Below are 23,920 nucleotides of genomic sequence, written 5' to 3' on the forward strand. Positions count from 1 at the left end.
TCGTTTAAAAATAGAGATTGTGGTCTAGTAACAATAGCGAAAAATTGCGCTAAACGTTCAAGCCAAAAATACTTAAGCTAAAGTACGCGAAAGCAAAAGAAAAACAATAGGCTACTTTAAGTTGATGGTGAGATAAGGCTGCACTAATTTACGAATGTTCACTTTGGCACCAATTCGCGCCGCAAGCAGATACATGCCCGCGATTTTTCGGTGTAGAAAAATCGCATCTGCTGGTGGTGTATGCCAGTAATCCTGCTCCATGCTAAGAATTTTACCAGCGTCACGTAACCTCTGGGCAAGGCCACTGGCTTTAAAGTCATAGTCTTGATCAACTAACATGGGTTCGCATGCCATCTTGACCAGTTCCCAAATTGCTTTTCGCTGTTCTGGCTCGATGTCTTGACTGAAAAAGCCAATCTTCTCCAGGGCTTCGTTCAGGCTTTGTTCGTCATGGTTAATAACCGCAGAGAACGCCTGACGATATCCAGAACTGAATCTTTCACTGTATTCGCGCGTAGCACCAAAATCTAACAGGCCGATTTGCTTAGTTTCTTCGAGGTACAAATAGTTGGCGAAATTGGGATCGGTCTGAACCATTTTGAAGTCGAATAGCTCGCGGAAAAGCAGTTCGAGCAGGTTGTGCATGACAGTATCACGGGTCTTTTGGTCAGTGTTTACGATGGTATCCACTGGGACCCCTTCGATATATTCCATCGCTAATACTGATTGTGAAGAGCTTTCTGGGTGAATTTTTGGCACAACAAAGTGTGGGTGTGCTTTTAGTGCCTCGTAATAACGTATGGCGAACTGTGCTTCACGTAAATAATTGGCTTCATCGTGAAGCTGTTTTTTCGCTTCCTCTAACAGCCCTTTATAGTCTACTGATTCTGGTATCAGACCCACGACTTTAAGCAGTGTGCCAACGTTGTCGACATCACTGTTGATACTTTTACGAATGCCAGGGTATTGGACTTTCACTGCAAGCTTGTCGCCCGCATCACTGTATGCCTGATGCACTTGTCCTATCGAAGCACTGGCGATCGGCTTGAAGTTGAAAGCAAGAAACTCTGATTTCCAATTCGGACCAAGCGCGTTTTTCATGACATCGTTTAACTGCTTAGCTGGCATTGGGTCGGCACTCGAGCGCAACCTTGAGAGAATATCGGCTAACTCGGGTTCGAGGATATCACCCGCATCCATCGACAACATTTGTCCGAGTTTCATCGCGGCACCGCGTAAATGAGCAAGCTGATCGGTCAGTCTGGTGATGTTTTGAGGTGTCAACAGGAGGTCTTTCGCTTTAGGTTTGTTGCCCTTGGCGAGTTGTTTAGTACCTTCAGCAAGCACATTTCCGGCAACTCTTGTTGCAAGAGAAGCAAATTTACCGAATCTGGAGATGCGATGTGTAGGTAAGTTTTTTTCCTTGTCTGACATTGAGAGCCTCCCGTTTGCTACATCCCAACCACTAAAGAATAACGCTTTCAGTTCTAACCTTTTGTTATACGGGAAAACAGTGCTATTGGATACATTTGAAAACAAAACCGCTGGTGGTGCCAGCGGTTCGAGAACAGATGTTGATGCGGTTACTCTATCACCCGTGCTTGTCGCTTTTGTCTCCATTGCTTCCATGGCAATGACAGCAGGAAAAAAATCGTTAGCGCATACAGCATGGACCAACCTAAGCAGACAAAGACGCCAGTGCAAAGAATTAGAGAAATTCCAGCCAGAGCTTTACCAACGCCTTGCAGCAGTTTGTATGCGGCGAGCATGGCAAGCAGATAAACCAACACAAAAATGCTGTTCGCGAGTTTAAGGAAAAACTCTAAATCAAGTTGAGATAGTGTGCCTGCCACACAGGACACAAACAGGATGAAGCCAACCAGCAATGTTGCAGAGGAAGGAACGCCCCGATGCGAGACTTTCGCCAGTTTACTGTCTGGACGATATTCACGAGCTTGACTCCAAACCATTCGGGACAAGCTTTGAGTGTATAAATTGACACTGGCAAAACAAGCAGAAAAGCCGATCACGCTGATGATCCATTTGGCACTGTCTCCCAGTAGCTGTGCACTTAGCCAAGGTATGGAGGCATTATCAAACTGAGGGGTGCCATAAGCGCCAAACTTTAATATCACAACCGAACATGCCCAATAGGTTGCGCCAGCAACGAAACATCCGACAATAATCGCGATAGGAAAGTCGCGTTGTGGGTTCTTAAACTCTTCGCCCATGTGTGCAAATGCTTCTATGCCGACAAAACACCAAAACATCACAGCAAGCGCTGAAGTAATTGACCAAATCGAGTCGGTTGTGACGGCAGGCATGGTTAGATCAACACTGCTGATTTCTCCTTCCCATAGAAATGCACCAACCAGCGCAAATACACTCAGTGCGATCACTGTTTGCAAACGCCCTGATGACTTTGTTCCTAGCAAGTTAACCAATATCAGTAGCGCGATGGTGAGTACTTGAGCGAATAAGTCATTGTTTAGTGGCTCGGGCAGAAGTTGTTTGAGAAAACCCGCAGCAAGTGCGATAGCGGCTGGGATCCCCACCGGGATCACACTGACAAACAGCCAGGCAACGCTACTTTCTAATTTTGCATTAAACGCTTTTCGGACGAAGAAAGCGGTGCCGCCAGCGTTGGGATATCGCTTACCTAATTGAGCAAACGTCAGAGCAATCGGGCAAATCGCCGCGAACAGTAATATCCATGCCCAGAGTGAAAAATGCCCTGCAATACCTGCCGCAATCGCCGGTATCATAAATAGACCTGTGCCCATCAATGTGGTGGAAAGTTGGGCGATGCCGGATATAAGTGAGATGTCTTTTTTGAGCTGTTCCATGCTGGTCTCTGACGGTGTCGAACTAAGGGAAGTCTAAGAATAAATGAGTTCTCAAATACAAAATGCGTTACTGCACCGCCAATATGACGGTTGTTTCAAATAATTCCAACAAAATGTTGGTTTCTTATGCATTTAAAATCGTTATAAAATGAAGAAAATAAGGAAGAAGCGGTAAGTTTATGGACAAGTTTGATCACAAGATCATAGATATCCTCCGGCACAATGCCCGGCTGTCAGTCACTGAAATCGCAGAAAAAGTGAACCTCTCTCGCTCGGCGGTGACGGCTCGAATTCGTAAGCTCGAAAATGACAAAGTTATCTTGGGTTATCATGCAGAAATCGCCTCTAGTGAAGGGGATTCAATCTGCGCCTATTTTGCTCTGAAGTTCGATACCTCCACCTCAACGTACTACTGCGAATCTTACGCAAATGAGCTGTACAAAATTGATGGGGTGAAATGGTGTCATGCCATTAGCGGAGAAACCGATATGATGGTCTTTGTCGAGGTTCCCAACATGAACCGACTGAATGAGGTCAGAGACCAAATTCAACGCTTTCCTGAGCTTCGACATCTCATGACTCATACTGTGTTAACCGAGTTTTTTAATACCACTGGGAATAAGTTCGTTAAGTGATCGGCAAAGCCAGACGTAAGTACCATTCAATCGGATAAACAATGCTAAACCACATCAATTTAAACTTGCTGAGATCCTTACATGTTTTGCTCGAAGAGTGTCATGTAAGCCGCACTGCGCATCGACTGAACATCACGCAATCTGCGGTGAGTCGTCAGCTGGCTCAACTCCGCGAGCTGTGTGGTGATCCACTTCTTATTCGCCAGGGTAATCAGCTGATTCCTACACCAAGAGCGATAGCGCTAAAAGAAAAACTGGATGCGTTACTTGCGGAATTTGACCATCTTTTGGATGACAAGCCATTTGAGCCCAAAGACTGGCAGGGAGAACTCGTGATTGCGTCGAGTGATTACGTTGCCCAATATGTTCTACCGGATATAGCGTCGCACCTCAGTGAGTTCGCGCCACAACTTGATATGGCTTATCGGCTTTGGCAGCCAGACTTTCTGGACAAACTGCATGAGCTCGGCATTCACATCGCTTCTTCTATGTACCCCTCCAAACCAGAAGGCGTATCGAGCATCAATATCGGCTCGGATAATTCGGTTTGTCTGATGAAAGATTCACATCCTCTGGCTAAGTGTAAAAGTATCAGCGCGAAGCAACTCGTCAGCTATTCGCACATAAAGGTAACGGGAGGTGGAGACAAGGACTCCAGTGCTGATCTGGCGTTAAAAGAGATGGGTCTGGAGCGTCATATCGCATTTAAAGTGCCTTTCTTCTCTGCCGCCGTAAACAGACTGGTAACGAGTGACAACCTTATGGTCGTGCCGGAACATATTGCGCTGAATCTTGCCAAACATTGGCGTTTAGTCAATAAACCACTGCCTTTTGCAACCCAGACACATGAATATTGGTTGATGTGGCATCCAAAATACGACACCGATCCTGCCCATCGTTGGGTTAGAGAACAAATTCGGACAGTGATGAAGCTATCGGAATACTCTATTCATTAAGTTATGATTTCAAGTCATGACCTTTATGAAAAACTTTGATTTCTATTTATATCCCTTCACTTGATAGATTGATACCAAATGAGGAGAGGATTTTATGACACTAACAGTTTGGCTATCACTTTTTACCGTATGTTTATTGGGCGCTATGTCTCCAGGGCCTAGTTTGGCGATTGTCGCTAAACACGCTTTGGCTGGTGGTCGTGTTAATGGGTTGGCGACAGCGTGGGCACACGCATTTGGTATCGGGATATATGCATTTATTACTCTGATCGGCTTGGCAGTGGTTTTACAGCAAAGCCCGCTACTGTTTAAAGCAATCAGCTTGGCGGGGGCAGCGTACTTGGCCTATTTGGGGTTTAATGCTCTGCGTTCGAAAGGCGGTGTAGCGGCTAAGCTTGAATCTGGTCAGGAAACTACCGTTGCTCAGTCGGCAAGAGAAGGCTTTTTTATCTCTATTCTCAGCCCCAAAATAGCACTGTTTTTTATCGCGTTATTTAGCCAGTTCGTTGCGCTGGGTAACGATCTGAGCAATCAAATGATCATTGTTGCTACGCCGTTTATCGTTGACGGTTTGTGGTACACCTTCATTACTATCGTACTCTCCAGCTCGCGAGTGGTAGATCGTATTCGCTCAAAAGCGGTGTTGATCGATCGCTTGTCTGGCGTTGTGCTCATGTTGTTGGCGCTGCGCGTGGTTGTAACGATATAAATTTGATTTCCAGAACATAAAAAAGCACCCAGCTTGTTCAAGGCTGGGTGTAAGCAAGGAGTTTCTCAGGAGCTTTGTTAGCTTTTGGGGACGAGGGGGTTGAGAAACACTTTAATGCTCTTATCGGCGAACTTCTTCAAATTCGCCTTCTATCGCGTCTGCTTTTCCTGTATTAAATTCATATTCTTGCTGCATCTCTTTTTGCATGTACTTGACGCGCTTCTCAATACGTTTTCCGGTGATCAGTGCCGCGATGGTCAATGGGATCGCCATGATGAGGCTAAATACTAAAGCAAAAAGGCCTGTAATCAGTGCCAGTGCTGTAACGATGATCCGATTCATAAACTTGACCTCTCTATTCGTCTATGTGTTCAGATTACCCCTGTGAATATGAACGAAACATGAACAATAGGGCTCACTATGTCTGAGGAATGTCAAAGTCTGAAGAAAGTTAAATCGTATGAATAAAAAACGCCTGAGGGGAAGCTCAGGCGTATAAATGGGGAGTTAAGATTAGTAGTGCGCTTTCGCGCTTATTATAAAGAACAAATGTTGAGGTATAGTTCGCTACACCATGTGGTTAACGTTGTGGAGCAATGTTCACCTATCGAGGGAATGTTTGGTAACGAACACCCATCATTTGTTCCATACAGTGCACAACTTGGCAGCTGTAACCGAATTCGTTGTCGTACCAGATGTACAGTACACAACGCTTGTCTTGTGCGATAGTCGCTTGACCATCAACTACGCCAGGGTGACGAGAACCGACTAAGTCCGTTGAAACGATTTCAGTTGAGTCTGTGTAATCAATCTGTGCTGATAGCTCAGAGTTCAGAGCCATTTCACGTAGGTAGTCGTTCAGTGAATCGCGATCCACGTCTTCACCCAGGTTTAGGTTTGCAACTGCCATTGAAACGTTTGGCGTAGGTACGCGAATCGCGTTACCTGTTAGTTTTCCAGCCAGTTCAGGCAGTGCTTTTGCTACTGCTTTTGCTGCGCCAGTTGAAGTCAGAACCATGTTCAGAGATGCACTACGTCCACGGCGATCGCCTGAGTGGAAGTTATCGATCAGGTTTTGGTCGTTAGTGTAAGAGTGAACCGTTTCGATGTGGCCTGAAAGTACACCGTACTTATCGTTCAACGCTTTCAGTACTGGTGTAATCGCGTTTGTTGTACAGCTTGCTGCTGAGATGATGGTGTCTTCTTCTTGAATCACAGATTCGTTTACACCAAATACAACGTTCTTGATATCGCCTTTACCAGGTGCAGTCAGGAGTACTTTCTGTGCGCCGTTACATGCCAGGTGCTGACTTAGGCCTTCTGCATCACGCCAAACGCCTGTGTTGTCTACAACAAGTGCGTTGTTAATGCCGTAAGCGGTGTAGTCAACCTCGCTTGGGTTGTTTGCGTAGATGATTTGAATGAAGTTGCCGTTCACAATCAGTGCTTTACGCTCTTCATCAATGATGATGCTGCCGTTGAATTGGCCGTGTACCGAGTCACGACGAAGTAGGCTAGCACGCTTCTCTAAGTCGCCTTTCTTGCCGCCACGTACAACGATTGCACGAAGTCGTAGTGGGTAACCAGGGCCGCTCTTTTCAATAAGAAGACGTGTTAGTAGACGACCGATACGACCAAAACCGTAAAGAACGACATCGCGAGCTTTCAGAGAAGAGTCTGCATCACGAGCACCTTGAAGTGCGGTTTGTAGGAAATCATTCAGTGCAGAAGTGTCTTCGTGCTCATTCCAATACTTAGATGCCAAATGACCGATATCCACGCGGCTAGAAGCAATGCTCATTTCACATAGTGCTTCAATGATAGGCATTGTCTGCTCTAGAGAAAGAGGGTTTCCAGTGTATCGTCTTGCTACGCGGTGAGTTTTGAGAATGTCGATAGTAGTGGCGTTGATAAGCGTTTTACCGAACAGAACCACTTCGATTCCTTTTTCACGATACAGCTTACCAATTAGAGGGGAAATAGATTCAGCAATCGTTTGGCTAGTTTGCCAGTCTTGGAGATATTTCTCTGGACTCATTGTTGTATTGGACCTTTCACGTTTTGGGGGCTAACCATACTCGCCGCTGTTTACCTCTACGGTAGAGCGTAGGAGTTTGGTGGTAATGTAGGGTTGTAATAATTATGGGGCGAATTCTACGGTTGAAGGGCTTATTCTGCTAGGAAAAATAAATCCAGTGAAAATCACTGTTATACGGTGATTATATGGATGATTAATGTGACTAAGGCGTTGTATTTAAGGTGTTGACATTTTCAAATGTGCAAACTTATTTTGCGATGATAATGTTTTCCATCAATAGTTTTGATTGAAATTAAGACTGTTAATTACATTAATTTGTGATGTGAATCGATAACGCAACTCAAGAGGTAAACATAAAAGTCGTAATTATGCTTTTTGTTAACTAAGACGAATGGATGGCCTTAAATAGGTTTGTGAGTTTGAAATTTAATATCAAAAATTTGCAGCACATCACAATGTGAACTTAGGTTAATACCTCATAAATTATATATTAACCATTTAAATACTATGTCTACTATTCACGAGAGGAGAAAAATCAGGATTAAACTTCGTATCTGATAAGTTTCGAACGGCCTAAAATTACCAGCCCTGAGGGTTGAGAGACTTGAGGCTTATCAATAAAACGACGATTTACTACGCTAAGTTTCTAGTTTCATTGGTTACGTTGTCACTCTTGGGGCGGCTGAGTCATACCGCTATGAAACTCTTTCGTTCCTAGACGTTGTCTAATCCAATAAACCTTGTTTAAATCGACGACATAGCTGTAGTCACTTGGCGTTTACGATCAAAATTAGAAGGAAATGACATGTTTAATCTCGCGATTATTGGGACGAACTGGATATCTCAACAATTTGTTGAAGCAGCGATACAAACGGGGGAGTTTCGCCTCAAAGCCGTATACTCGAGAGAGTTTGACAAGGCGCGTTCATTTGGTGCGCCATACCATGCAGAGACTTTCTATGACAGTTTAGACGCTTTGGGCAATGATCCCGATATTGATGCGGTTTACCTTGCTAGTCCAAATTCACTTCATGCGCCTCAAGCGCTGCAAATGCTAAAATCTGGTAAGCATGTCATTTGTGAAAAGCCGATAGCCTCAAATTACGCCCTTGCACAAGAGATGTTTAAGTGCGCTGAAGAAAATGAAGTCGTGCTTTTTGAGGCATTTATGTCGCCTTACACTCCCAACTTTACTGTGTTGAAAGAAAGCCTGCCCACCATTTCTCCGTTAAGACATGCGACAATCAGCTATTGCCAATATTCATCGCGCTATCAAAAGTATTTAAACGGCGAGAACCCGAATACATTCAATCCCGATTTTTCCAATGGCTCAATTATGGATATCGGCTATTACTGCCTAGGCGCTGCGATTGAGTTATTTGGCGAGCCTAACCAGGTTCAGGCCAGTGCGTTTGTTTTACCATCTGGTGTAGACGGGTGTGGTAGTGTGACGCTCGCCTACGATGGTTTCAACGTTAATCTACTGCATTCAAAAGTGAGTGACTCGTTGATCCCGAGTGAATTTCAGGGTGAACAGGGTAGTGTGCTAGTTGATATGATCTCCACCGGGCGTGGCGTCGAGCGCATTCTTCGTGGTCAAGAGAAAGAAGTTCTGACTCTGCCACAAACCGAAAACCACATGTTTTACGAAGCGAAAGCTTTTGCCGAGCAACTTAAGTTAGGTGTGATTGATGAGAGCACCAAACAACGCTCATTGACGGTAGCAAAAGTCCTGACTGAAGTCAGAAGACAAACTGGCGTTGTTTTTCCAGCGGACAAAACGGCTTGATGTATTAGAAGGCGTCCGAGGTAAAGAATGATGCCCTTGCGTGTGGATAATGCCAATCGCCCATTACCGGGTCATTCCAGCGAGCCATAGCGAGACTAGGAATCTATTATCAACACGCTGAAAAAATAGAGGAATAATTTTGGCGACAAAGGGCTCCGATAGAAGATTCTGAATCACGCTCCTTCGTCGCTGTCCAGAATGACGGCTGGTTGTGATCTACCGTTCGCCGTTAAACGAGCGGTACGATCACATGTGGAGGGCTTTGTTCCAGCAATGAGTGAGTTGCTCGCATTATCAGCTTAATTCGCTTTACGCATTTCAGACAACATTACGATAGTGCGACGATATGTGAGATAAGCAGCGATGCCCGCGCATATATTACCGAGACAAGCACCAAGCAGAAGGCCTCTGATTCCCCCAATCTGAGAGCCAACCCATAAACACGGCAGGAAAAAGACGAACAGACGTAACGCCGAAACGGTAAGCGCCGTGTATGACTTACCTAATGCATTGCAGACAGAAACCATCAGCATACATACGCCCAGCGAGCCCAAGCTAATCGGAACGATCATCAAATGCATTTCTAACACTTGCTCAACCTGAATATCACTGGTCATTAATAACGCCAGAGGGTTCGCGACAGCAAAGGTAATAACGGCAATTAAGAGCTGGAAGATCATAATAAACTTAACCGCAATACTTACCAGCGATTGAATATCATCATAGTTTTTTGCGCCAAGCAATCGCCCTACCATTGGTGGTAAAGACATAGTTAATGCGAGCACGGAGACAATAGCGAAAAACTCAAAACGCGATCCCAGCGCCCATGCCGCGACGGCTGCCGTACCAAATCCAGCCAGTAGCTTAGTTGCGAGCATGGAAGACAAAGGAGGCAAGAGCTGGCTTATCATCGCCGGCCCCATTATATTGCCGATAGAACGGACACTCTTTACTACGTTTAAGTCTTGCCATTGTGTTGTGGCCCAATGGTTCTTTTTGACTCGTGGAGCCACGACCAAAATACCGAAACTGAACGCGGTAATTGTCGCAAGCGCTGCGCCATTAATGCCGAGATCGAAGGTAAAAATGAAGATCGGATCGAGAACTAAGTTCACGCCGCTGGTGATCATCATCATAGTGCCCGGCAACATGGTATTTCCGTGGGCTCGACAGATGCTGTAGTAAAAGTAGAGGAGGGCACCAGTCCAGGAGCTCAGTAACCACCATGGCCAGTAACTATCGATGATAGGCATAACCGTATCCGGCGCGCTGAGCATGGATAATATCGGGTATCGAAGCAACCAAATTAACACACTGATTATCGCAACCCCTACCGAGCCTATCATCAGGACTAAACCGCCAAGTTGTTTAGCATAGCGTGTTTCATTGGCTCCTAGTGCTTTAGAGATAACCGCAGTTGTTGCGATACCTAAGCCTACCTGAATCCCGATCACGACCATTTGCAGTGGTAGTGTGAATCCTTGCACCGCCAAAGGTAAGACGCCAAGTTGGCCGATAAAAGCACTGTCCACAAGCTGAAAACTCATCAGTGATAAAACACCAAAGAGCATGGGCCATGTCATCGAGAACAATTGCTTGGCTAATGTAGGTTGAGGACTGATCGTAGTTGAGGACATAGAAAGCTTATTCAGTTATTAGGTTTGGGATAACGTTGGTGCAATTGTACACACCACTTTGATCCGTGACAAAAACAAACCCCGAGCAAGTTGTCTTACTCGGGGTTCAAATTATAACAGAACTATTGGTGTCTATTTCTTGCCGCTAGTTTGCTTGTCTTCTTCCGTCAGTTCACGAATGCGACGGCTGATGTCACGACGTGCTTTAGAGATTTCTGCGCTCTTGATGATGTGGTCATCAACACGATCTTCGTAATCTGCTTTCATGTTTTTGATGATCGCTAAGATATCGTCGTGACTCATCTCTGGCTTGATGTAGTCTAGAAGGTTTTCTAGCAGGTCTACACGTTTGCGGTTATCACGAACTTTTTTCTCGTTATCAAGAAGCTCTCGTTTCAATTTATTCTTGCGACGAGCTTGGCTAACGATTTCAAATACGCTACTCATAGTTCCCTTTCCTAATTTGTGAATATCTTTCTCGATTAAAGCACAACATCCCGTAGCATAACAGTCTTTAGATCAATCACGACGATGAGTTGAACACTTCTCGACCAATCATTGGTTGACAAGCCTTACAGCAAGAAATCATCGCTAGTTTGTGCCAGCTCAGCCTGATTTGGCGTTCCTTCAAAGCCAAGGAAATTTCGTAATTAAAACGACTCATGCACTACTATTTCCGTACTCGAATTGTCGGCCATCGCTAAACAAAACCGGTCTTTGTGAGACTTAGTTTGGATAAATATGTGTTTAACGCTGGGTTAGAATGAATCGATGCGTTGTCATGATTGAGCCTTCACTATATTATCAGCATCACTAAATACAAAATGATGACACTTGATATGGACTCTCGTAACACTGCGGAGCAAGTCGACAGTCAAGATAGTGAACAAGTCACGAGCTCTTTGGCTGAGAAGTTAAAAACAGCATACATCAATGCGCGTAATCAACTCGAAATTACAGAAGTTGAACTCAATCGTTCGAAAATAATGATGATTGATGAAGATGGTAACCTGAGAAAAGTACCTATTCTCTCCGAGCACTAAGACCAAACCCGATTCATAAAAGGAGTCAGGTCTTAGTCTATGCTTTAGCCTGACTACCTTATAACCAAGTTATTTCAAAACCGTTTAGGTTTCAATCTGACACCTTGAAGTGACTTGAGTATAAAATTCAAATGCAAAAAATAATAAGGAATGCATTATGAAAGTTGAGCTAACGGCAACAGAAGCACGAGTAATTGGTTGCCTGATCGAGAAAGAAGTGACGACCCCCGATCTTTATCCCCTTAGTCTGAATGCACTTACCAACGCATGTAATCAAAAAAGCAATCGTGAGCCAGTCATGTCGTTGTCCGAGTCCGATGTATTAGATGCGGTAGATGCGCTGATTGAACGTCGACTCGTCAGTGACGAAAGTGCTTTTAATAGCCGAGTGAGCAAATATCAGCACCGTTTTTGCAACACAGAGTTTGGCGACCTTAAACTGACAGAGCAAGAAAAAGGCATTGTATGCTGCATGTTGTTGCGCGGGGCTCAGACGCCAGGTGAGATTCGCACCCGAACTAACCGCCTGACCACGTTTCGCGATGTTAAAGAGGTGGAAAACGTCCTGGAACACTTAGCGAGCGAAGAAAAAGGCCCATTAGTCGTAAAACTGCCACGAGAGGCTGGTAAGCGTGAATCTCGTTATATGCATTTATTCTGCGGTGAAGTGGATTTCTCTGCTATCGAGACAACAGCGACTGTGTCACCGAGCTCAGATCGTGTTAGTCAGCTTGAACAAGAAGTGGCAATGCTGAGAGAAGAACTCGATGCTTTGAAAGCTCAGGTAGAATCTCTACTTTGATGAGTGAAAGTGTGGAGCAGGTTTGGAGTGTTTATTTGATACGGAATAACCGTAATGCACTCTATTGTGGTGTAACTAATGATCTTGAGCGCCGATTTAAACAGCATCAGGATGGTAAAGGCGCCAAGGCACTGAAAGGTAAAGGCCCATTAGTTCTGGAATGGACAATGAGGTTTGACTCCAAGAGTGTTGCAATGAAAGCTGAGTATTTTATAAAGCAACTCGCGAAAAAGAAAAAAGAGTTATTAGTTGAGTCAAAAGCGTCACTTAGCCTAGATGAAAACCACAGCTTGAATTTGACCGAACTGCCGTCAAATACTTACAAATGATCGACTAAACGCACAACACTGACTAACCATAAGCCGCCGGTTTTTTAAGGCGGCTTCTTTTTAGCGAAAATCTATTTTTACAGTATGATGGAATGTCGTGCAATATTCGTTTGTTATGTAAGATTTATCTGACGCATAATGTAGAACGAAGAAAATGATATTGAAACCAGTACTGAGTGGAAGGTAGATTACAATAGTTCAACGCGCCCAAGTAACGGATGACTCGGCTAGATAATAAATAGAGTGAATGAAGCTCGAAAAAACTAAAAGAGCAACAGATGAAAAAAGAGTTAATATTCTCCCTCGTTTTAATGATTGGTATTTCCCCTGCATCACATGCTTCGCAAGTGTTGAATGGGTATTGGGAATATCAAGAGTTTCTCGATGAATTCCCCGAGCAAAAGCAGCTAACCAATGCGCTGGCTGAAGCTGTCAGAGAAAACCCGAAACCGATTACTAGCGAGAAAAAGCGTGAACTGAAAATTTCTGTGGTTTACCCGGGGCAGCAAATTTCAGATTACTGGATCAGAAATATTGATGCGTTTGAAAAACGGTTAGACAAGCTGAATATTAACTATCAGCTCAATCAGGTTTTTACTCGTCCAAACGCCGATATTAAACAGCAGAGTCTCTCTCTAATGGAGGCTTTGAAAAGCAACTCGGACTATCTCATATTTACTCTCGATACTACCAGACATCGTAAGTTTATCGAGCATGTATTGGATTCGAAAAAAACCAAATTGATCTTACAAAACATTACGACACCGGTAAGAGATTGGAATAATCACCAGCCGTTTCTTTATGTTGGTTTTGATCACGCAGAAGGCAGCAGAAAATTGGCGCAAGAGTTTAGCCAACGCTTCCCCAAACACAGCCACTACAGCGTGCTTTATTTTTCAGAAGGCTACATTAGTGATGTGAGAGGGAATACATTTATTAACCAGGTAAACCGTGACAGCAACTTTGAGCTACAATCTGCATATTACACCAAGGCGACAAAGCAGTCTGGGTATGAGGCGGCAAAAGCCAGTCTGGACAAGTACCCTGATGTCGATTTTATTTATGCTTGCTCAACAGACGTCGCTCTTGGTGCCGTTGAAGCGCTAGCAGAACTCGGGCGCGATGATATTATGATTAATGGTTGGGGAGGGGGCTCTGCAGAGCTAGACGCCATTTTAAATGGAGAGTTGGATATAACCGTCATGCGTATGAACGACGATACAGGTATTGCGATGGCAGAAGCCATAAAGTGGGATTTGGAAGGGAAGTCAGTACCAACCGTATATTCTGGTGACTATGAAGTCGTCACCACATCTGATTCTCCTAAAAGAATAGAAGCCTTAAGAAAGCGCGCATTTAGATACTCAGATAATTGATGACAAATACATCAACTAGAAAGCGTCGCTCTTTGTCGACGCTCATTACTAAAATTATTATTCTGGTTCTTGCTCCGATAATTTTAGGCATCTTCGTTCAGAGTTATTACTTCTCCAAACAGATTATTTGGCAGGAAGTTGACAGGACAAAGCAACAGACATCTGCCCTGATTCTGAATATTTTCGACAGTCATTTCGCTGCGATTCAAATCCACCACGACAGCAACTCTAAAAGCGATGTGGTGCTGGATTTTTATAGTCAGCGTGACGAAGAGGCCTTGAATTTCTTTTTTCTAAGCATTGATCAGGGTGATCCTGCGCACACGCCTGAAATTCGCTTCCTCACAAATCATCAAGGCATCATCTGGGATGACGGAAACGCCCATTTTTATGGCATTAATGACTCAATACTCGATACTATTTCCAGTAGCGTCACATTCACCAATAACTGGTACTACATTACGTCACTGACCCCAATGGGCGCACGCCACCTGCTGGTTAGAAGAGTACCAGTACTTGAGCCTAAAACGGGTGAAGTGATGGGTTACTCCTACAATGTTGTCGTTCTGGATAACAACTTTGGCTTGATGGAAAGGCTGAAGAACGAAGGTAACGTCGATAATGTTGTACTCATTTCCAACAACCTACCTTTAGCTAACTCATTAGCTGGCGATGAATCTTATAAAATATTTGATGTTCTGAAACGCAAAGAGTCTCAAGAGAAACTTGACCAATTACTGATTATTAAAACACCCATTGAGGTGAACGCAGCGCATACCGATTTGTCTTTGCTGACAGTTCAGGACAACCAAAGTGTCGTTACCCTGCAGGTTCAGCACCTTTTGGCAATGATGGCTTCGGTAATCGGGATGGTTTTAATTGCCTTACTGACTAAAGAGTGGATTGAAAACAAGGTATCAGAACAACTCGACTCTTTGATGTCTTATACGCGTTCAGCGCGTGAAGAAAAAGGATTTGAGCGTTTTGGTGGGTCAGATATCGAAGAATTCGACGATATAGGAACGACGCTAGAAAACACGTTTGAAGAGCTAGAAGCACAAAAACGTTCATTTCGCGACCTGTTTAACTTTGCTTTGTCGCCGATAATGGTGTGGTCTGAAGTTGGAGTACTGATACAAATAAACCCGGCGGCGAGGAAAGAGCTGGTGCTCGAAAATGACTCGAAGACAATGCCTCCGGTGTTTAAAAGCTTTAAAGAAAAATTACTTCCGCATCTGCGTATGGCATCACAAGGTGCAACCTTAACCGGGGTAAACGTACCGATCGGGGAAAAAGTGTATCGCTGGAACTTATCACCCATTCTTGTTGAAGGCGATCTCAGTGGCATCATTGTTCAAGGGCAAGACATCACAACCCTTATAGAAGCAGAAAAGCAAAGTAATGTCGCCAGAAAAGAAGCAGAAAAATCCGCTCAAGCTCGCGCGGATTTTCTAGCTAAGATGAGTCACGAAATTCGAACGCCGATAAATGGGATTTTAGGTGTCGCCCAGTTATTGAAAGGATCGGTTCAATCACAAGAGCAGAGTAATCAGATAGATGTGCTCCGCCATAGTGGTGAGCACTTGCTTGCTGTTTTGAATGATATTTTAGATTTTTCTAAAATCGAGCAAGGGAAATTTAATATTCAAAAACACTCGTTTTCCTTCACTGATACCGTTCGTACTTTAGAGAATATTTATCGTCCGATCTGTGAAAGCAAAGGTGTAGATCTGGTCATTGAGAACCAGTTAGATCCGAAGCTGGCGCTGTTTACTGATCAGGTTCGTTTCAACCAAATCATGTTTAACCTACTTAGTAACGCTGTCAAATTTACCCCATCAGGAAGTGTTCGGCTGAGCGCGGAGTTAGAACAGTTTGAAGGGGCTGAGAACAGCGTACTAGTGGTCGAGATTTCGGACACGGGTATTGGTATCGACCCGAGTAAACTCGACCAGATGTTTGAGCCGTTTGTGCAAGAAGAAGAAACCACAACACGTGAATATGGTGGTAGTGGTTTAGGACTGACGATCGTCAAGAGTTTAGTCGATATGTTAGATGGTAATGTTCAAGTTCAAAGTCAAAAAGGGGTTGGAACAACGTTCGTTGTGACATTACCAGTGAAAGACCGTGAGCGTATCTTGGATGCAAACAAACCAAACCGCCATATTAATCCTGAGGATTTGTTTAGTGAAACCTTGAAAGTCCTGCTTGTTGAAGACAATCATACTAATGCGTTTATTTTAAAAGCCTTTTGTAATAAATACGAAATGCAGGTTGATTGGGCAAAAGACGGGCTTGAGGCTATCGAGCGGTTAAAAGATCACAGCTATGATTTGATCTTGATGGATAACCAACTTCCTCACTTAGGTGGTATAGAAGCCACAAAAGAGATTCGCAGAAATTTGAAATTAGGTACGCCGATTTATGCTTGCACGGCTGATACCGCGAAGGAAACTGGTGATGCGTTTATGGAAGCGGGAGCGAATTACATCTTACTCAAACCGATTAAAGAGAATGCGTTCCACGCTGCACTTTTGGATTATAAACAGCGATTCTTAGACGACTGAGCGTAATAAAAATATCACCAAACATCAGGCACAACACAAGTTGTGCCTTTTTTATTCTCCTTAGCTCATCCTGCTGCCAAATTTCTTTCCTTGAACTTAATGTGATTTTTGTCACAAATCTATTTACTTAGCATGCTAACTATTCTATATTGCTTAGCATGCTAAGTAATTGAGTGTTTCAAATGATTCAAGATGTCGATATTTTGAGAGAGCTTTCCGTTGCGGAAAAACTCTCTCGTGTCTCTCGTTTATGGAAAATGGTCGCAGATCGAGAACTTGAGCCTCTGAACCTGACGTACCCGCGTTGGACTGCCTTATGGAAGTTGCATCGCATGGGGGACAACGTCAGTCAGAAGCATCTCGCGGAAGCACTAGAGATAGAGCTGTCGTCATTAATGCGAACCTTAAAATTACTCGAAGAGCAGTCTCTGGTAATACGACGTTGTTGTGAGTATGACAAGCGAGCTCGTATTGTTAGTCTGACTGATGAAGGTAAAGCTCTTATTACTCAACTAGAGAGCCGAATCTATGAGGTTCGTAGAAAATTACTGTCGGACATTAATGATGACGAGCTGAAAACCATGGGGTTAATCCTAGAACAAATTGCTCGTAATGCACTTGATACACTTAGCGAATAAGTCAGAAAACCTAATAAAGAGAAGTTAAATCCTATGACTCCAGACCAAAAGTTCGCGCGCTGGATTAAATATTCATGCGTAGCGTTTGTCCTTGTCTTTGCTTATTTTCTAATTGCTGACCTGGCAATGCCCCTTACTCCTCAAGCAATGGCAACTCGTGTGGTAACCAAAGTAGCGCCACGTGTGAGTGGGCAAATCACAGAAATTTACGTAACAAACAACCAAGAAATCCATAAGGGTGACGTGTTGTTTCAGATCGATCCAGAGCCTTACCAGTTGGCGGTTGAGCGTGCTCAGCTCAATTTTGATCAGGTTATTCAAAATAATGACCAGTTGGACGCTTCAATAGCAGCGGCTAAAGCGGATGTGCAAGCAAGCAAGATTGTTGCAGAGCAAAAGGTGAGAGAAGCAGCGCGTTTGAATAAGCTGTTTCATCGCAACGGCACCTCTCAGCAGCAACTTGATGATGCGCAGAGCAGTGCTACCGCTGAAAAAGCCAACCTTTTGGCAGCTCGCGCTCGTCTTAAGGAGTTAGAAGTGAGCCGTGGTGAATTGGGTGAAGATAATGTCAGCGTTCGTGTTGCGCAGAACCAACTTAAGCAAGCAGAGCTGAATCTGTCTTACACCAAGGTTATTGCTGAACATGATGGCGTGGTCGCCAACCTTCAACTAGAAGCAGGTGCTTACGCCTCTGCGGCGAGCCCTCTGGTTGCATTGGTCTCAGATGATGTTGACATCATTGCTGACTTTCGTGAAAAGAGCCTACGTCACTTTAATCGTGACAGCCGTGCACTCGTAGCATTTGATAGCTTGCCGGGCGAAGTTTTTGAAGCTCGAATCACAAGTATTGATGCTGGCGTAAGTTCAGGTCAGTTCGATGCTGATGGCCGACTTGCCACACCGACAGAGACGGACCGTTGGGTTAGGGATGCGCAGCGTATGCGTTTACATTTAGCGATCGATGATCAAGAACACCATTCGTTCCCAGCCGGGGCACGCGCGACAGTTCAACTGTTACCTGAGAATGTGGTTTCTGGATGGTTTAGTAACCTTCAGATTCATTTCTTGAGTGCCTTGCATTACATCTATTAATCAGGAGGTGGTATGAAGTTATGGGACCACCCCATGTCAGAGAATGATCTCCGACAGTGTCTTAGAATCGCTACTGGCGCGACGATAGGTTTCACCGTATGTAAGCTATTTGGGTGGAACTACGGTGTATTCTACACTGTGACACCTATGCTGTTGCTTGGTATGGTGCCTGTGATGAGCTTGCACGCGGCTCGTCAGATGATCTTTGCTGCCGTAGTTTGTGGCCTTGAGGTCGGTATTCTTGCAGGACTGTTTGGCGGTCATCCATTTATGATGACGATGATTGCTTTCGGTTTATTTCTGTACAAGTTTGCTTGTATGTCTAAAGGCAGTCTATTCTTGTTCGGTGCAAGTAGTGTATTAAACCTGAGTATCATGTTGCACTTTTCCAGTTATGTGAGTACGGATCTCAATGATCTGATTTTCAGTAATTTGGAAGCGAATGTTCTCTCAGTAGTTGTTGCGTACTTAGTGACGTTTCTGATCCCAGATGCGGAGCCTCGCCAACCTCCGGTCAGACCTTCGGAGCCGAAGAAAAGCCATCGCATGCGTCATGAAGCATTGATGGGAGCGAGTATCGTAACCATGTCGTTTCTGGTTTTCCAAGTTTTCGACTTAAGTGACTCTTTGTCTGCTCAGGCGACGACGATACTGTTGTTGTTTCCAATGCATTGGAACGGTGCCCTAGGCTATGCTCGCAAAAGAGCGATGGGTACGTTATTGGGAGTGGCGTTCGGCATTACTAGTCAGCTGGTGCTGTATGATTGGTCGGATACTTTACTATTCGTCGTTCCTCTGTTGTGGATTGGCGCAATGATCTTTAGCTACATGCACGTTAAAGAATCGAGTGGATCTGGTGCCGGCTTTGGTGGGTTAACCACGTTAGGCATTTTGTTTGGTCAATACTTAAGCCCAGGTGGTGACTTGATCTTTAGTGCGCTTTATCGGGTGAGCAGTATCTTGTTTGCCATTGTTGCGACGCTGCTGGTGACTTATCTGGTACATCGATTCCTTAACAGCTTTGAGGCGACTCGCTTTGGCGAACAATAGCTGTTCAATTCTCTTTTAGCATTAAACGCTGGTTGCTGGACAGAAAATACTGTTCCAGCAACGATATTTTCAGTTGGTCAGTCATCGCGATTGGCTTCTCAAACTTAATGCCAATTATCCAGCCTTTTGTTAACTTCTTGATATTCGCAATCAAGCAATCATTATCTTTACCAACATAAACACTGAGTGCGGAAGCAATCGTGACGTTATCACCCACTTGGAACTCTGGCTCAATTAAGGTCGTAATGCCGATTCCGGCTAATGAAAAGTCGATCAAACTTCCAGTGTAAAGATTACCCTTGTGGTCAATTGTACAACCCATTTTAAGTTTGTAGCGTTCAAACTCGCGAACGGGTTTTGTGGCAAACGTCTTGGGTAAGCGAACAAACAACAGGGGGGAAGGGTGGACAATGTGCATTAACACGCTGGACTTGAACGCAACAACATGCCCCAGTTCTGTATCTGACACGCCACGAATAACGACATCGGCATTATTGAGCCTTCTGATCGCATGATCTTCTACTAGTCTCGTAGGAATATCTATTATCAGGTAGGCGTTTTCCTTACAGCCTAAATAAGTGGTCGAGTATGAGCTGCTCTTTTGCGGACCTAGCTCCATTTCAATGGATAACTTAGTTCCCGGTTTTAAGAAATGACTCAATTCATCTTTCGTGTGTGTTGCTGGCATATCATCAAGTGTTTTATTCCCTTATTGTTAGGGAGGCTATCAGAACAGCATTTGTTCAGGCAATATACTTTGTGTAAATAACGGCTTATTAGAGCTTTTTTACCTATTCGATCACTACTCTATTCACGTTACCATAAAATTTGATGATAGAGTGACCACTTCTCGCATAGTTCCACTTTGTATTAATACCAAATTAGTGGATATGATAATTGGCGCATAACCTATGGCTTCTTAACGATGCGCTGGCGGACGATAAGGTTGGCTCAGGTCACTTTTCAAAAATATCTGGCTGGCGACAATACTGCCACATGTCACTAGCATCAGGGCCAGCCATGTTAGAGTATCAGGTTGCTCATCAAAGATTGGGATCGCTATTAGCGTCGCAACGACCGGAGTTAGAGAACCAAAAGCTGCACTGGCTTCCGCACCAATGACTCGGATGGCGTATATAAAAGTATACGAGGCGATCAAGCCAGCTCCTACCCCTTGAAGTAGGGCATGTCCAAATAGCTCTTTCCAAGGCCAGTACTTGATTGGCGTAATAGCTAAATAGCTGTCTGCCCAACCGAAACCCACGGCGATGGTAAGTAGTGCCAGTGAAGCAATCGCCACAAAACCCGCACACACATGAGCATTCAGGTTGGCGACGCGCGCACTAATGGTAAAGACAGCCCACATTACACTGCCAGTAAGAAATAGTAGATGCCCTTGTAATTGTGACCAGTTGTAATCCGCACCTGCGTTGGAAAACAAGAAGACAAAGATACCCAATAATACCGTTGCAAGGCCAAATAAACGGTGCTGGCTCAAGGCTTGTTGATAAAAAATTACGGCGATGGCAGAGACAAATAGCGGTAATGTGCCTGGGATCAATGCACTGGCATGGGAGACTGGCGCGAGGTGCATGGCACTACCCACGATCAGTAAGTAAGGCAGCCCGCTACCCATAACAACGCCAGTTAAGTATTTGTTGGGAATAGCGCTTATTGCTTTTTTGTTCTTTAGGACAAAAGGTAACAAGATCACGCTCGGAATCAAAAATCTAACTAAAGCGATATCGGCTGGATGAAGTTCTGAAATCGCGCCTGCTTTGAGAGAAATGAAAAAACCGGACCAGAGAAGTAAGGTCACAAATATTGCTGCGTATCCCAGAATCATGCCAAACGTACCAACTTGCTATCGATGTGTTCATTGTCGAATAAAAACGACGCTCAATGGTGGCAATTTGTGACGTGATTTATTTCAATGTTGGTGAAAAAACGCGTATAAAGTGCAAATATTGATGATATTTGGCAGGTAGTGAGAAATGGACAAAATAGACAGGCAGTTGCTTAACCTGATTCAAAAGGACGCCACATTGACGACGGCTGATCTCGCAGATCGAGTCGGGTTGTCGCCTTCACCATGTGCAAGGCGAATAAAGCGCCTTGAACAAGAAGGTGCCATTAATGGTTATCGAGCGATATTATCCCGCAGCAAGGTTGGTATCGCGATGACGGTGTTCGTTGAAGTGAGTTTGAATAACCACCAAGCCTCTTCGATTGATGAATTTGAATATTCGATCGTAGAGATGGACGAGGTCATCTCATGTCATGTGGTGTCGGGCGCTTACGATTACTTGCTAGAAGTGGTCAGTAAGGATCTTGAAGGCTATGAAAACTTCACCAGGAAACTACAAAGGCTGGAGAACGTTAAAGACATTCATACCCATCTAGCAATACGAGAAGTAAAGAGGAATGGGAGTCTTCCGGTTTATGCTTGATCAAAAAAGCGAAGTCCGTTTACTGACTTCGCTTTAGAATTCTTTACGATTTATTGGCTATTTTTGTATTGTGATATTTCACAATTGCCGGTCCGTCTATCTACTTTAAATGAGAAAGCAGCTGAATGGTATTCCCTCCCATCGCTCCAAATTGTTTCTCCGAAGATTTTACAAAGGTCCAGATCACTGATTGAACCGAATTGTTTTACGTGCCTAACTACTGACAAAAACTTGGCTTTAGTAGTATTAGGGGCTTGCCTGTTACTTAATCGATTGATAACCATTTTTGTAGCATCATCTCCAGCCAGTTGTGACTATATGTTAAACTTTATTAATGGCTAAAGTACCCAATTATTAGCCACAAGTAAAGCATTATTGTGACCTGTGTCTCTTAAATTTATCCAGATTGAATGCAAATGATTCAAATTGGTGCGGCAGATTAAGGTGTGGCTGAATTTATGTTTCGCTGATGTTTCGCTGATGTTAATGCTCTCGCTTCTCTTTCGTAGACGGCGGCTAAACCAAGATAAAGTGAGGATAATTTAGTATAGTCTTCAGCTAGTTGGTTCGCATTAGTCTGATACCACTCCGCGGTAATTTGATTTGACATCTTTTCTGACAATTTGCAACTTTGAGCTAATTTCTCCCAACCGTTGGCCGACCATTTAGATTGTGTGCTGAGTTTCGTTATTTCACTAGCTTTTTGAGTTAACTCTTGGCGATATTTTATAGATGCGTCTAGTTGGGTCTGGAGCATATCTCTACGAGATTTTACACGCCATAGCAGCACAAGTTCGTCAGGAGAAAACTCTTTAGATAACAGTGGTCGCTGTTTATGTTCCATCAGAAGAGCGTTGAAGACTTTAACATGTTTATTGTACTTGGCTTCTAGCCTGTTGTATTCATTAAGGTTATCATTCCATGAGGATGGGGTGCATGGCACGTTTGAATAGCATACCGATGGGAAGACGAAAAGCAAAAGTATCCATTTAAGCTTGTTTATCATTATTATTCACGTTAGTTAAGCGACTCTTTTAACTATAGTTTATTGCTGGCGAAGTATAATCAAGTATCTTTTGGGATATTTGCCCAAAATAGAAGGGAAAAGATATGAAGAAAGCGCTTATCGCGATTGCTGTTTTGTTGCTGCTTGGAGGCGCTGGGGCTGGTTGCTATTTCGTCTTTATGCAAAAGGATCAGCCTGAACAGGCAGCCGAAGCGACCTCTCCTAAAGATCGAGTAAAAGAAGCAGCGCCAAAACCGGTTATGGATTTGGAAGCGGTACCGCCTGAAACGATGGAATATTACGTGATTGAACGTCAGGTTAGCGCGTACAACAAACCAGACCATAACGCGTTAGTTGTTGATACGATCTACAAAGGGGAAAAGGTCGTCGTTTTGGAAAAGTCTAACGGTTGGTATCGTATCTCCGATTATCTCGTTTACGAGGAAGGCGGTGAGGAGACTGCGGAATGGTTAGATGCAAAAGGGCTTTCGGATGCTGAACCAGTGATCAAAGAACAAGAGCGCTTAGAGATACTCGATGGGTATTTACAAAAATCTGACGATTTAAAAGAAAATCTAGAAATATTCCGCAACAAGACACAACTGCTGTTGGACGATAATACGTGTGAGCCAGAAGACTTCACAGAACTCGGCGGGTGGGTTCGTTCCGTGACCTATAAGCAGCGCAATGTGTACTTCATTTACTGTGGTGGCCTGGAGCAAGAGAATAAAATCTATCTGGACGTCGATAGTGGCGAAATATTCTATCGTTAGACGCAAAGCGTTTACCTAATGGCAAAGATGGAATCAGAGATTTAGATCTTTTTAGTTGTTCAGCTTAATCAATAGGCATAATATTGACCGCGTCGAGTTTATAAACTGAATGTAAATTGTTGGTGTCATTCCAGCGAGCCATAGCGAGACTAGGAATCTAGTATCAGTTTGTAGGGATGTTTTA

Annotated in this window: 24 protein-coding genes; 14 read left to right on the plus strand and 10 right to left on the minus strand. The window is 44.1% G+C overall.

The window, feature by feature from the left end; genetic code table 11:
• Positions 1 to 111: 111 nt before the first annotated feature.
• Both OO774_RS19595 and yjeH read right to left on the minus strand, forming a co-directional pair.
• Positions 112 to 1,434 carry an AarF/ABC1/UbiB kinase family protein gene (locus tag OO774_RS19595; protein WP_264908555.1) on the minus strand — a complete coding sequence of 441 codons (1,323 nt, stop codon included), beginning with the start codon at positions 1,432 to 1,434 and terminating at the stop codon, positions 112 to 114.
• A 149-nt stretch (positions 1,435 to 1,583) separates the two neighbouring features.
• Positions 1,584 to 2,846: an L-methionine/branched-chain amino acid transporter gene (yjeH, locus tag OO774_RS19600; RefSeq protein ID WP_264908556.1), complete on the minus strand. Its 1,263-nt coding sequence runs from the start codon at positions 2,844 to 2,846 to the stop codon at positions 1,584 to 1,586.
• A gap of 179 nt (positions 2,847 to 3,025) precedes the next feature.
• Here yjeH and OO774_RS19605 point away from each other — a divergent pair, with 179 nt between their 5' ends.
• The 3 genes from OO774_RS19605 (at position 3,026) to OO774_RS19615 (ending at position 5,146) form a co-directional block, all read left to right on the plus strand.
• A complete protein-coding gene (locus OO774_RS19605) occupies positions 3,026 to 3,481 on the plus strand; it encodes an Lrp/AsnC family transcriptional regulator (protein WP_065297797.1) in 456 nt (151 codons plus the stop codon).
• A 41-nt stretch (positions 3,482 to 3,522) separates the two neighbouring features.
• The gene (locus tag OO774_RS19610) at positions 3,523 to 4,437 is read left to right on the plus strand and encodes a LysR family transcriptional regulator (protein ID WP_264908558.1); all 915 of its coding nucleotides are present in this window, start codon (positions 3,523 to 3,525) and stop codon (positions 4,435 to 4,437) included.
• A gap of 94 nt (positions 4,438 to 4,531) precedes the next feature.
• Positions 4,532 to 5,146 (plus strand): LysE family translocator, encoded by a 615-nt coding sequence (locus OO774_RS19615; protein WP_264908560.1) that lies wholly within the window; start codon positions 4,532 to 4,534, stop codon positions 5,144 to 5,146.
• Positions 5,147 to 5,266: 120 nt separating this feature from the next.
• On the opposite strand, the gene OO774_RS19620 is transcribed toward OO774_RS19615, so the two are convergent.
• Entirely contained in the window at positions 5,267 to 5,488 is a 222-nt protein-coding gene (locus tag OO774_RS19620; RefSeq protein WP_014233763.1) for a hypothetical protein, read from the minus strand.
• A gap of 262 nt (positions 5,489 to 5,750) precedes the next feature.
• Positions 5,751 to 7,184 carry a glyceraldehyde-3-phosphate dehydrogenase gene (locus OO774_RS19625; RefSeq protein WP_264908561.1) on the minus strand — a complete coding sequence of 478 codons (1,434 nt, stop codon included), beginning with the start codon at positions 7,182 to 7,184 and terminating at the stop codon, positions 5,751 to 5,753.
• Positions 7,185 to 7,989: 805 nt separating this feature from the next.
• On the opposite strand from OO774_RS19625, the gene OO774_RS19630 reads away from it, so the two are divergent.
• Complete coding sequence (locus OO774_RS19630; protein WP_264908562.1) at positions 7,990 to 8,973, plus strand: Gfo/Idh/MocA family oxidoreductase; 984 nt, start codon at positions 7,990 to 7,992, stop codon at positions 8,971 to 8,973.
• Between the two features lie 299 nt (positions 8,974 to 9,272).
• Here OO774_RS19630 and OO774_RS19635 read toward each other — a convergent pair whose 3' ends face one another.
• On the minus strand, positions 9,273 to 10,610 hold the full coding sequence (locus tag OO774_RS19635) for an MATE family efflux transporter (protein WP_264908563.1): 1,338 nt from the start codon (positions 10,608 to 10,610) through the stop codon (positions 9,273 to 9,275).
• 132 nt (positions 10,611 to 10,742) lie between these two features.
• Entirely contained in the window at positions 10,743 to 11,057 is a 315-nt protein-coding gene (locus tag OO774_RS19640; protein ID WP_264908565.1) for a DUF496 family protein, read from the minus strand.
• 380 nt (positions 11,058 to 11,437) lie between these two features.
• Here OO774_RS19640 and OO774_RS19645 point away from each other — a divergent pair, with 380 nt between their 5' ends.
• The 8 genes from OO774_RS19645 to OO774_RS19680 all read left to right on the plus strand — a co-directional run bounded on the left by OO774_RS19645 (position 11,438) and on the right by OO774_RS19680 (position 19,507).
• Positions 11,438 to 11,653, plus strand: coding sequence for a hypothetical protein (locus OO774_RS19645; RefSeq protein WP_264908659.1), 216 nt, complete (start codon positions 11,438 to 11,440; stop codon positions 11,651 to 11,653).
• Positions 11,654 to 11,810: 157 nt separating this feature from the next.
• Positions 11,811 to 12,455, plus strand: a complete 645-nt coding sequence (locus OO774_RS19650; RefSeq protein ID WP_264908566.1) for a YceH family protein — start codon at positions 11,811 to 11,813, stop codon at positions 12,453 to 12,455.
• Complete coding sequence (locus OO774_RS19655; protein WP_264908568.1) at positions 12,455 to 12,784, plus strand: GIY-YIG nuclease family protein; 330 nt, start codon at positions 12,455 to 12,457, stop codon at positions 12,782 to 12,784. Before OO774_RS19650 ends, OO774_RS19655 begins: the two co-directional genes overlap by 1 nt.
• Before the next feature lie 278 nt (positions 12,785 to 13,062).
• Positions 13,063 to 14,160, plus strand: coding sequence for an autoinducer 2-binding periplasmic protein LuxP (locus OO774_RS19660; RefSeq protein ID WP_264908571.1), 1,098 nt, complete (start codon positions 13,063 to 13,065; stop codon positions 14,158 to 14,160).
• Positions 14,160 to 16,727: a quorum-sensing autoinducer 2 sensor kinase/phosphatase LuxQ gene (gene luxQ / locus OO774_RS19665; RefSeq protein ID WP_264908573.1), complete on the plus strand. Its 2,568-nt coding sequence runs from the start codon at positions 14,160 to 14,162 to the stop codon at positions 16,725 to 16,727. Before OO774_RS19660 ends, luxQ begins: the two co-directional genes overlap by 1 nt.
• A 182-nt stretch (positions 16,728 to 16,909) precedes the next feature.
• Positions 16,910 to 17,365, plus strand: a complete 456-nt coding sequence (locus OO774_RS19670; protein WP_264908660.1) for a MarR family transcriptional regulator — start codon at positions 16,910 to 16,912, stop codon at positions 17,363 to 17,365.
• Between the two features lie 33 nt (positions 17,366 to 17,398).
• Positions 17,399 to 18,457 (plus strand): HlyD family secretion protein, encoded by a 1,059-nt coding sequence (locus OO774_RS19675; RefSeq protein ID WP_264908574.1) that lies wholly within the window; start codon positions 17,399 to 17,401, stop codon positions 18,455 to 18,457.
• Between the two features lie 12 nt (positions 18,458 to 18,469).
• A complete protein-coding gene (locus OO774_RS19680) occupies positions 18,470 to 19,507 on the plus strand; it encodes a DUF2955 domain-containing protein (protein ID WP_264908576.1) in 1,038 nt (345 codons plus the stop codon).
• Between the two features lie 4 nt (positions 19,508 to 19,511).
• Here OO774_RS19680 and OO774_RS19685 read toward each other — a convergent pair whose 3' ends face one another.
• Positions 19,512 to 20,195 (minus strand): flagellar brake protein, encoded by a 684-nt coding sequence (locus OO774_RS19685; protein ID WP_264908578.1) that lies wholly within the window; start codon positions 20,193 to 20,195, stop codon positions 19,512 to 19,514.
• Between the two features lie 231 nt (positions 20,196 to 20,426).
• Entirely contained in the window at positions 20,427 to 21,353 is a 927-nt protein-coding gene (locus tag OO774_RS19690; protein ID WP_264908579.1) for a DMT family transporter, read from the minus strand.
• A gap of 148 nt (positions 21,354 to 21,501) precedes the next feature.
• On the opposite strand from OO774_RS19690, the gene OO774_RS19695 reads away from it, so the two are divergent.
• On the plus strand, positions 21,502 to 21,957 hold the full coding sequence (locus OO774_RS19695; protein WP_264908580.1) for an Lrp/AsnC family transcriptional regulator: 456 nt from the start codon (positions 21,502 to 21,504) through the stop codon (positions 21,955 to 21,957).
• Between the two features lie 50 nt (positions 21,958 to 22,007).
• Here the strand turns inward: OO774_RS19695 and OO774_RS24030 are convergent, their stop codons facing one another.
• Positions 22,008 to 22,241, minus strand: a complete 234-nt coding sequence (locus tag OO774_RS24030; RefSeq protein WP_319552102.1) for a hypothetical protein — start codon at positions 22,239 to 22,241, stop codon at positions 22,008 to 22,010.
• A 155-nt stretch (positions 22,242 to 22,396) separates the two neighbouring features.
• Positions 22,397 to 22,963 (minus strand): ATPase, encoded by a 567-nt coding sequence (locus OO774_RS19700; protein ID WP_264908581.1) that lies wholly within the window; start codon positions 22,961 to 22,963, stop codon positions 22,397 to 22,399.
• Between the two features lie 104 nt (positions 22,964 to 23,067).
• On the opposite strand from OO774_RS19700, the gene OO774_RS19705 reads away from it, so the two are divergent.
• Positions 23,068 to 23,736 carry an SH3 domain-containing protein gene (locus tag OO774_RS19705; protein ID WP_264908583.1) on the plus strand — a complete coding sequence of 223 codons (669 nt, stop codon included), beginning with the start codon at positions 23,068 to 23,070 and terminating at the stop codon, positions 23,734 to 23,736.
• Positions 23,737 to 23,920 lie beyond the last annotated feature (184 nt).

This window comes from Vibrio sp. STUT-A11 (assembly GCF_026000435.1).
Taxonomy (GTDB): Bacteria; Pseudomonadota; Gammaproteobacteria; order Enterobacterales; family Vibrionaceae; genus Vibrio.

Coding starts and splice junctions, on each gene's coding strand:
- OO774_RS19595 (WP_264908555.1), bottom strand. CDS start 1,434: ATGTCAGACAAGGAAAAAAACTTACCTACACATCGCATCTCCAGATTC.
- yjeH (WP_264908556.1), bottom strand. CDS start 2,846: ATGGAACAGCTCAAAAAAGACATCTCACTTATATCCGGCATCGCCCAA.
- OO774_RS19605 (WP_065297797.1), top strand. CDS start 3,026: ATGGACAAGTTTGATCACAAGATCATAGATATCCTCCGGCACAATGCC.
- OO774_RS19610 (WP_264908558.1), top strand. CDS start 3,523: ATGCTAAACCACATCAATTTAAACTTGCTGAGATCCTTACATGTTTTG.
- OO774_RS19615 (WP_264908560.1), top strand. CDS start 4,532: ATGACACTAACAGTTTGGCTATCACTTTTTACCGTATGTTTATTGGGC.
- OO774_RS19620 (WP_014233763.1), bottom strand. CDS start 5,488: ATGAATCGGATCATCGTTACAGCACTGGCACTGATTACAGGCCTTTTT.
- OO774_RS19625 (WP_264908561.1), bottom strand. CDS start 7,184: ATGAGTCCAGAGAAATATCTCCAAGACTGGCAAACTAGCCAAACGATT.
- OO774_RS19630 (WP_264908562.1), top strand. CDS start 7,990: ATGTTTAATCTCGCGATTATTGGGACGAACTGGATATCTCAACAATTT.
- OO774_RS19635 (WP_264908563.1), bottom strand. CDS start 10,610: ATGTCCTCAACTACGATCAGTCCTCAACCTACATTAGCCAAGCAATTG.
- OO774_RS19640 (WP_264908565.1), bottom strand. CDS start 11,057: ATGAGTAGCGTATTTGAAATCGTTAGCCAAGCTCGTCGCAAGAATAAA.
- OO774_RS19645 (WP_264908659.1), top strand. CDS start 11,438: ATGACACTTGATATGGACTCTCGTAACACTGCGGAGCAAGTCGACAGT.
- OO774_RS19650 (WP_264908566.1), top strand. CDS start 11,811: ATGAAAGTTGAGCTAACGGCAACAGAAGCACGAGTAATTGGTTGCCTG.
- OO774_RS19655 (WP_264908568.1), top strand. CDS start 12,455: ATGAGTGAAAGTGTGGAGCAGGTTTGGAGTGTTTATTTGATACGGAAT.
- OO774_RS19660 (WP_264908571.1), top strand. CDS start 13,063: ATGAAAAAAGAGTTAATATTCTCCCTCGTTTTAATGATTGGTATTTCC.
- luxQ (WP_264908573.1), top strand. CDS start 14,160: ATGACAAATACATCAACTAGAAAGCGTCGCTCTTTGTCGACGCTCATT.
- OO774_RS19670 (WP_264908660.1), top strand. CDS start 16,910: ATGATTCAAGATGTCGATATTTTGAGAGAGCTTTCCGTTGCGGAAAAA.
- OO774_RS19675 (WP_264908574.1), top strand. CDS start 17,399: ATGACTCCAGACCAAAAGTTCGCGCGCTGGATTAAATATTCATGCGTA.
- OO774_RS19680 (WP_264908576.1), top strand. CDS start 18,470: ATGAAGTTATGGGACCACCCCATGTCAGAGAATGATCTCCGACAGTGT.
- OO774_RS19685 (WP_264908578.1), bottom strand. CDS start 20,195: ATGCCAGCAACACACACGAAAGATGAATTGAGTCATTTCTTAAAACCG.
- OO774_RS19690 (WP_264908579.1), bottom strand. CDS start 21,353: ATGATTCTGGGATACGCAGCAATATTTGTGACCTTACTTCTCTGGTCC.
- OO774_RS19695 (WP_264908580.1), top strand. CDS start 21,502: ATGGACAAAATAGACAGGCAGTTGCTTAACCTGATTCAAAAGGACGCC.
- OO774_RS24030 (WP_319552102.1), bottom strand. CDS start 22,241: ATGGTTATCAATCGATTAAGTAACAGGCAAGCCCCTAATACTACTAAA.
- OO774_RS19700 (WP_264908581.1), bottom strand. CDS start 22,963: ATGATAAACAAGCTTAAATGGATACTTTTGCTTTTCGTCTTCCCATCG.
- OO774_RS19705 (WP_264908583.1), top strand. CDS start 23,068: ATGAAGAAAGCGCTTATCGCGATTGCTGTTTTGTTGCTGCTTGGAGGC.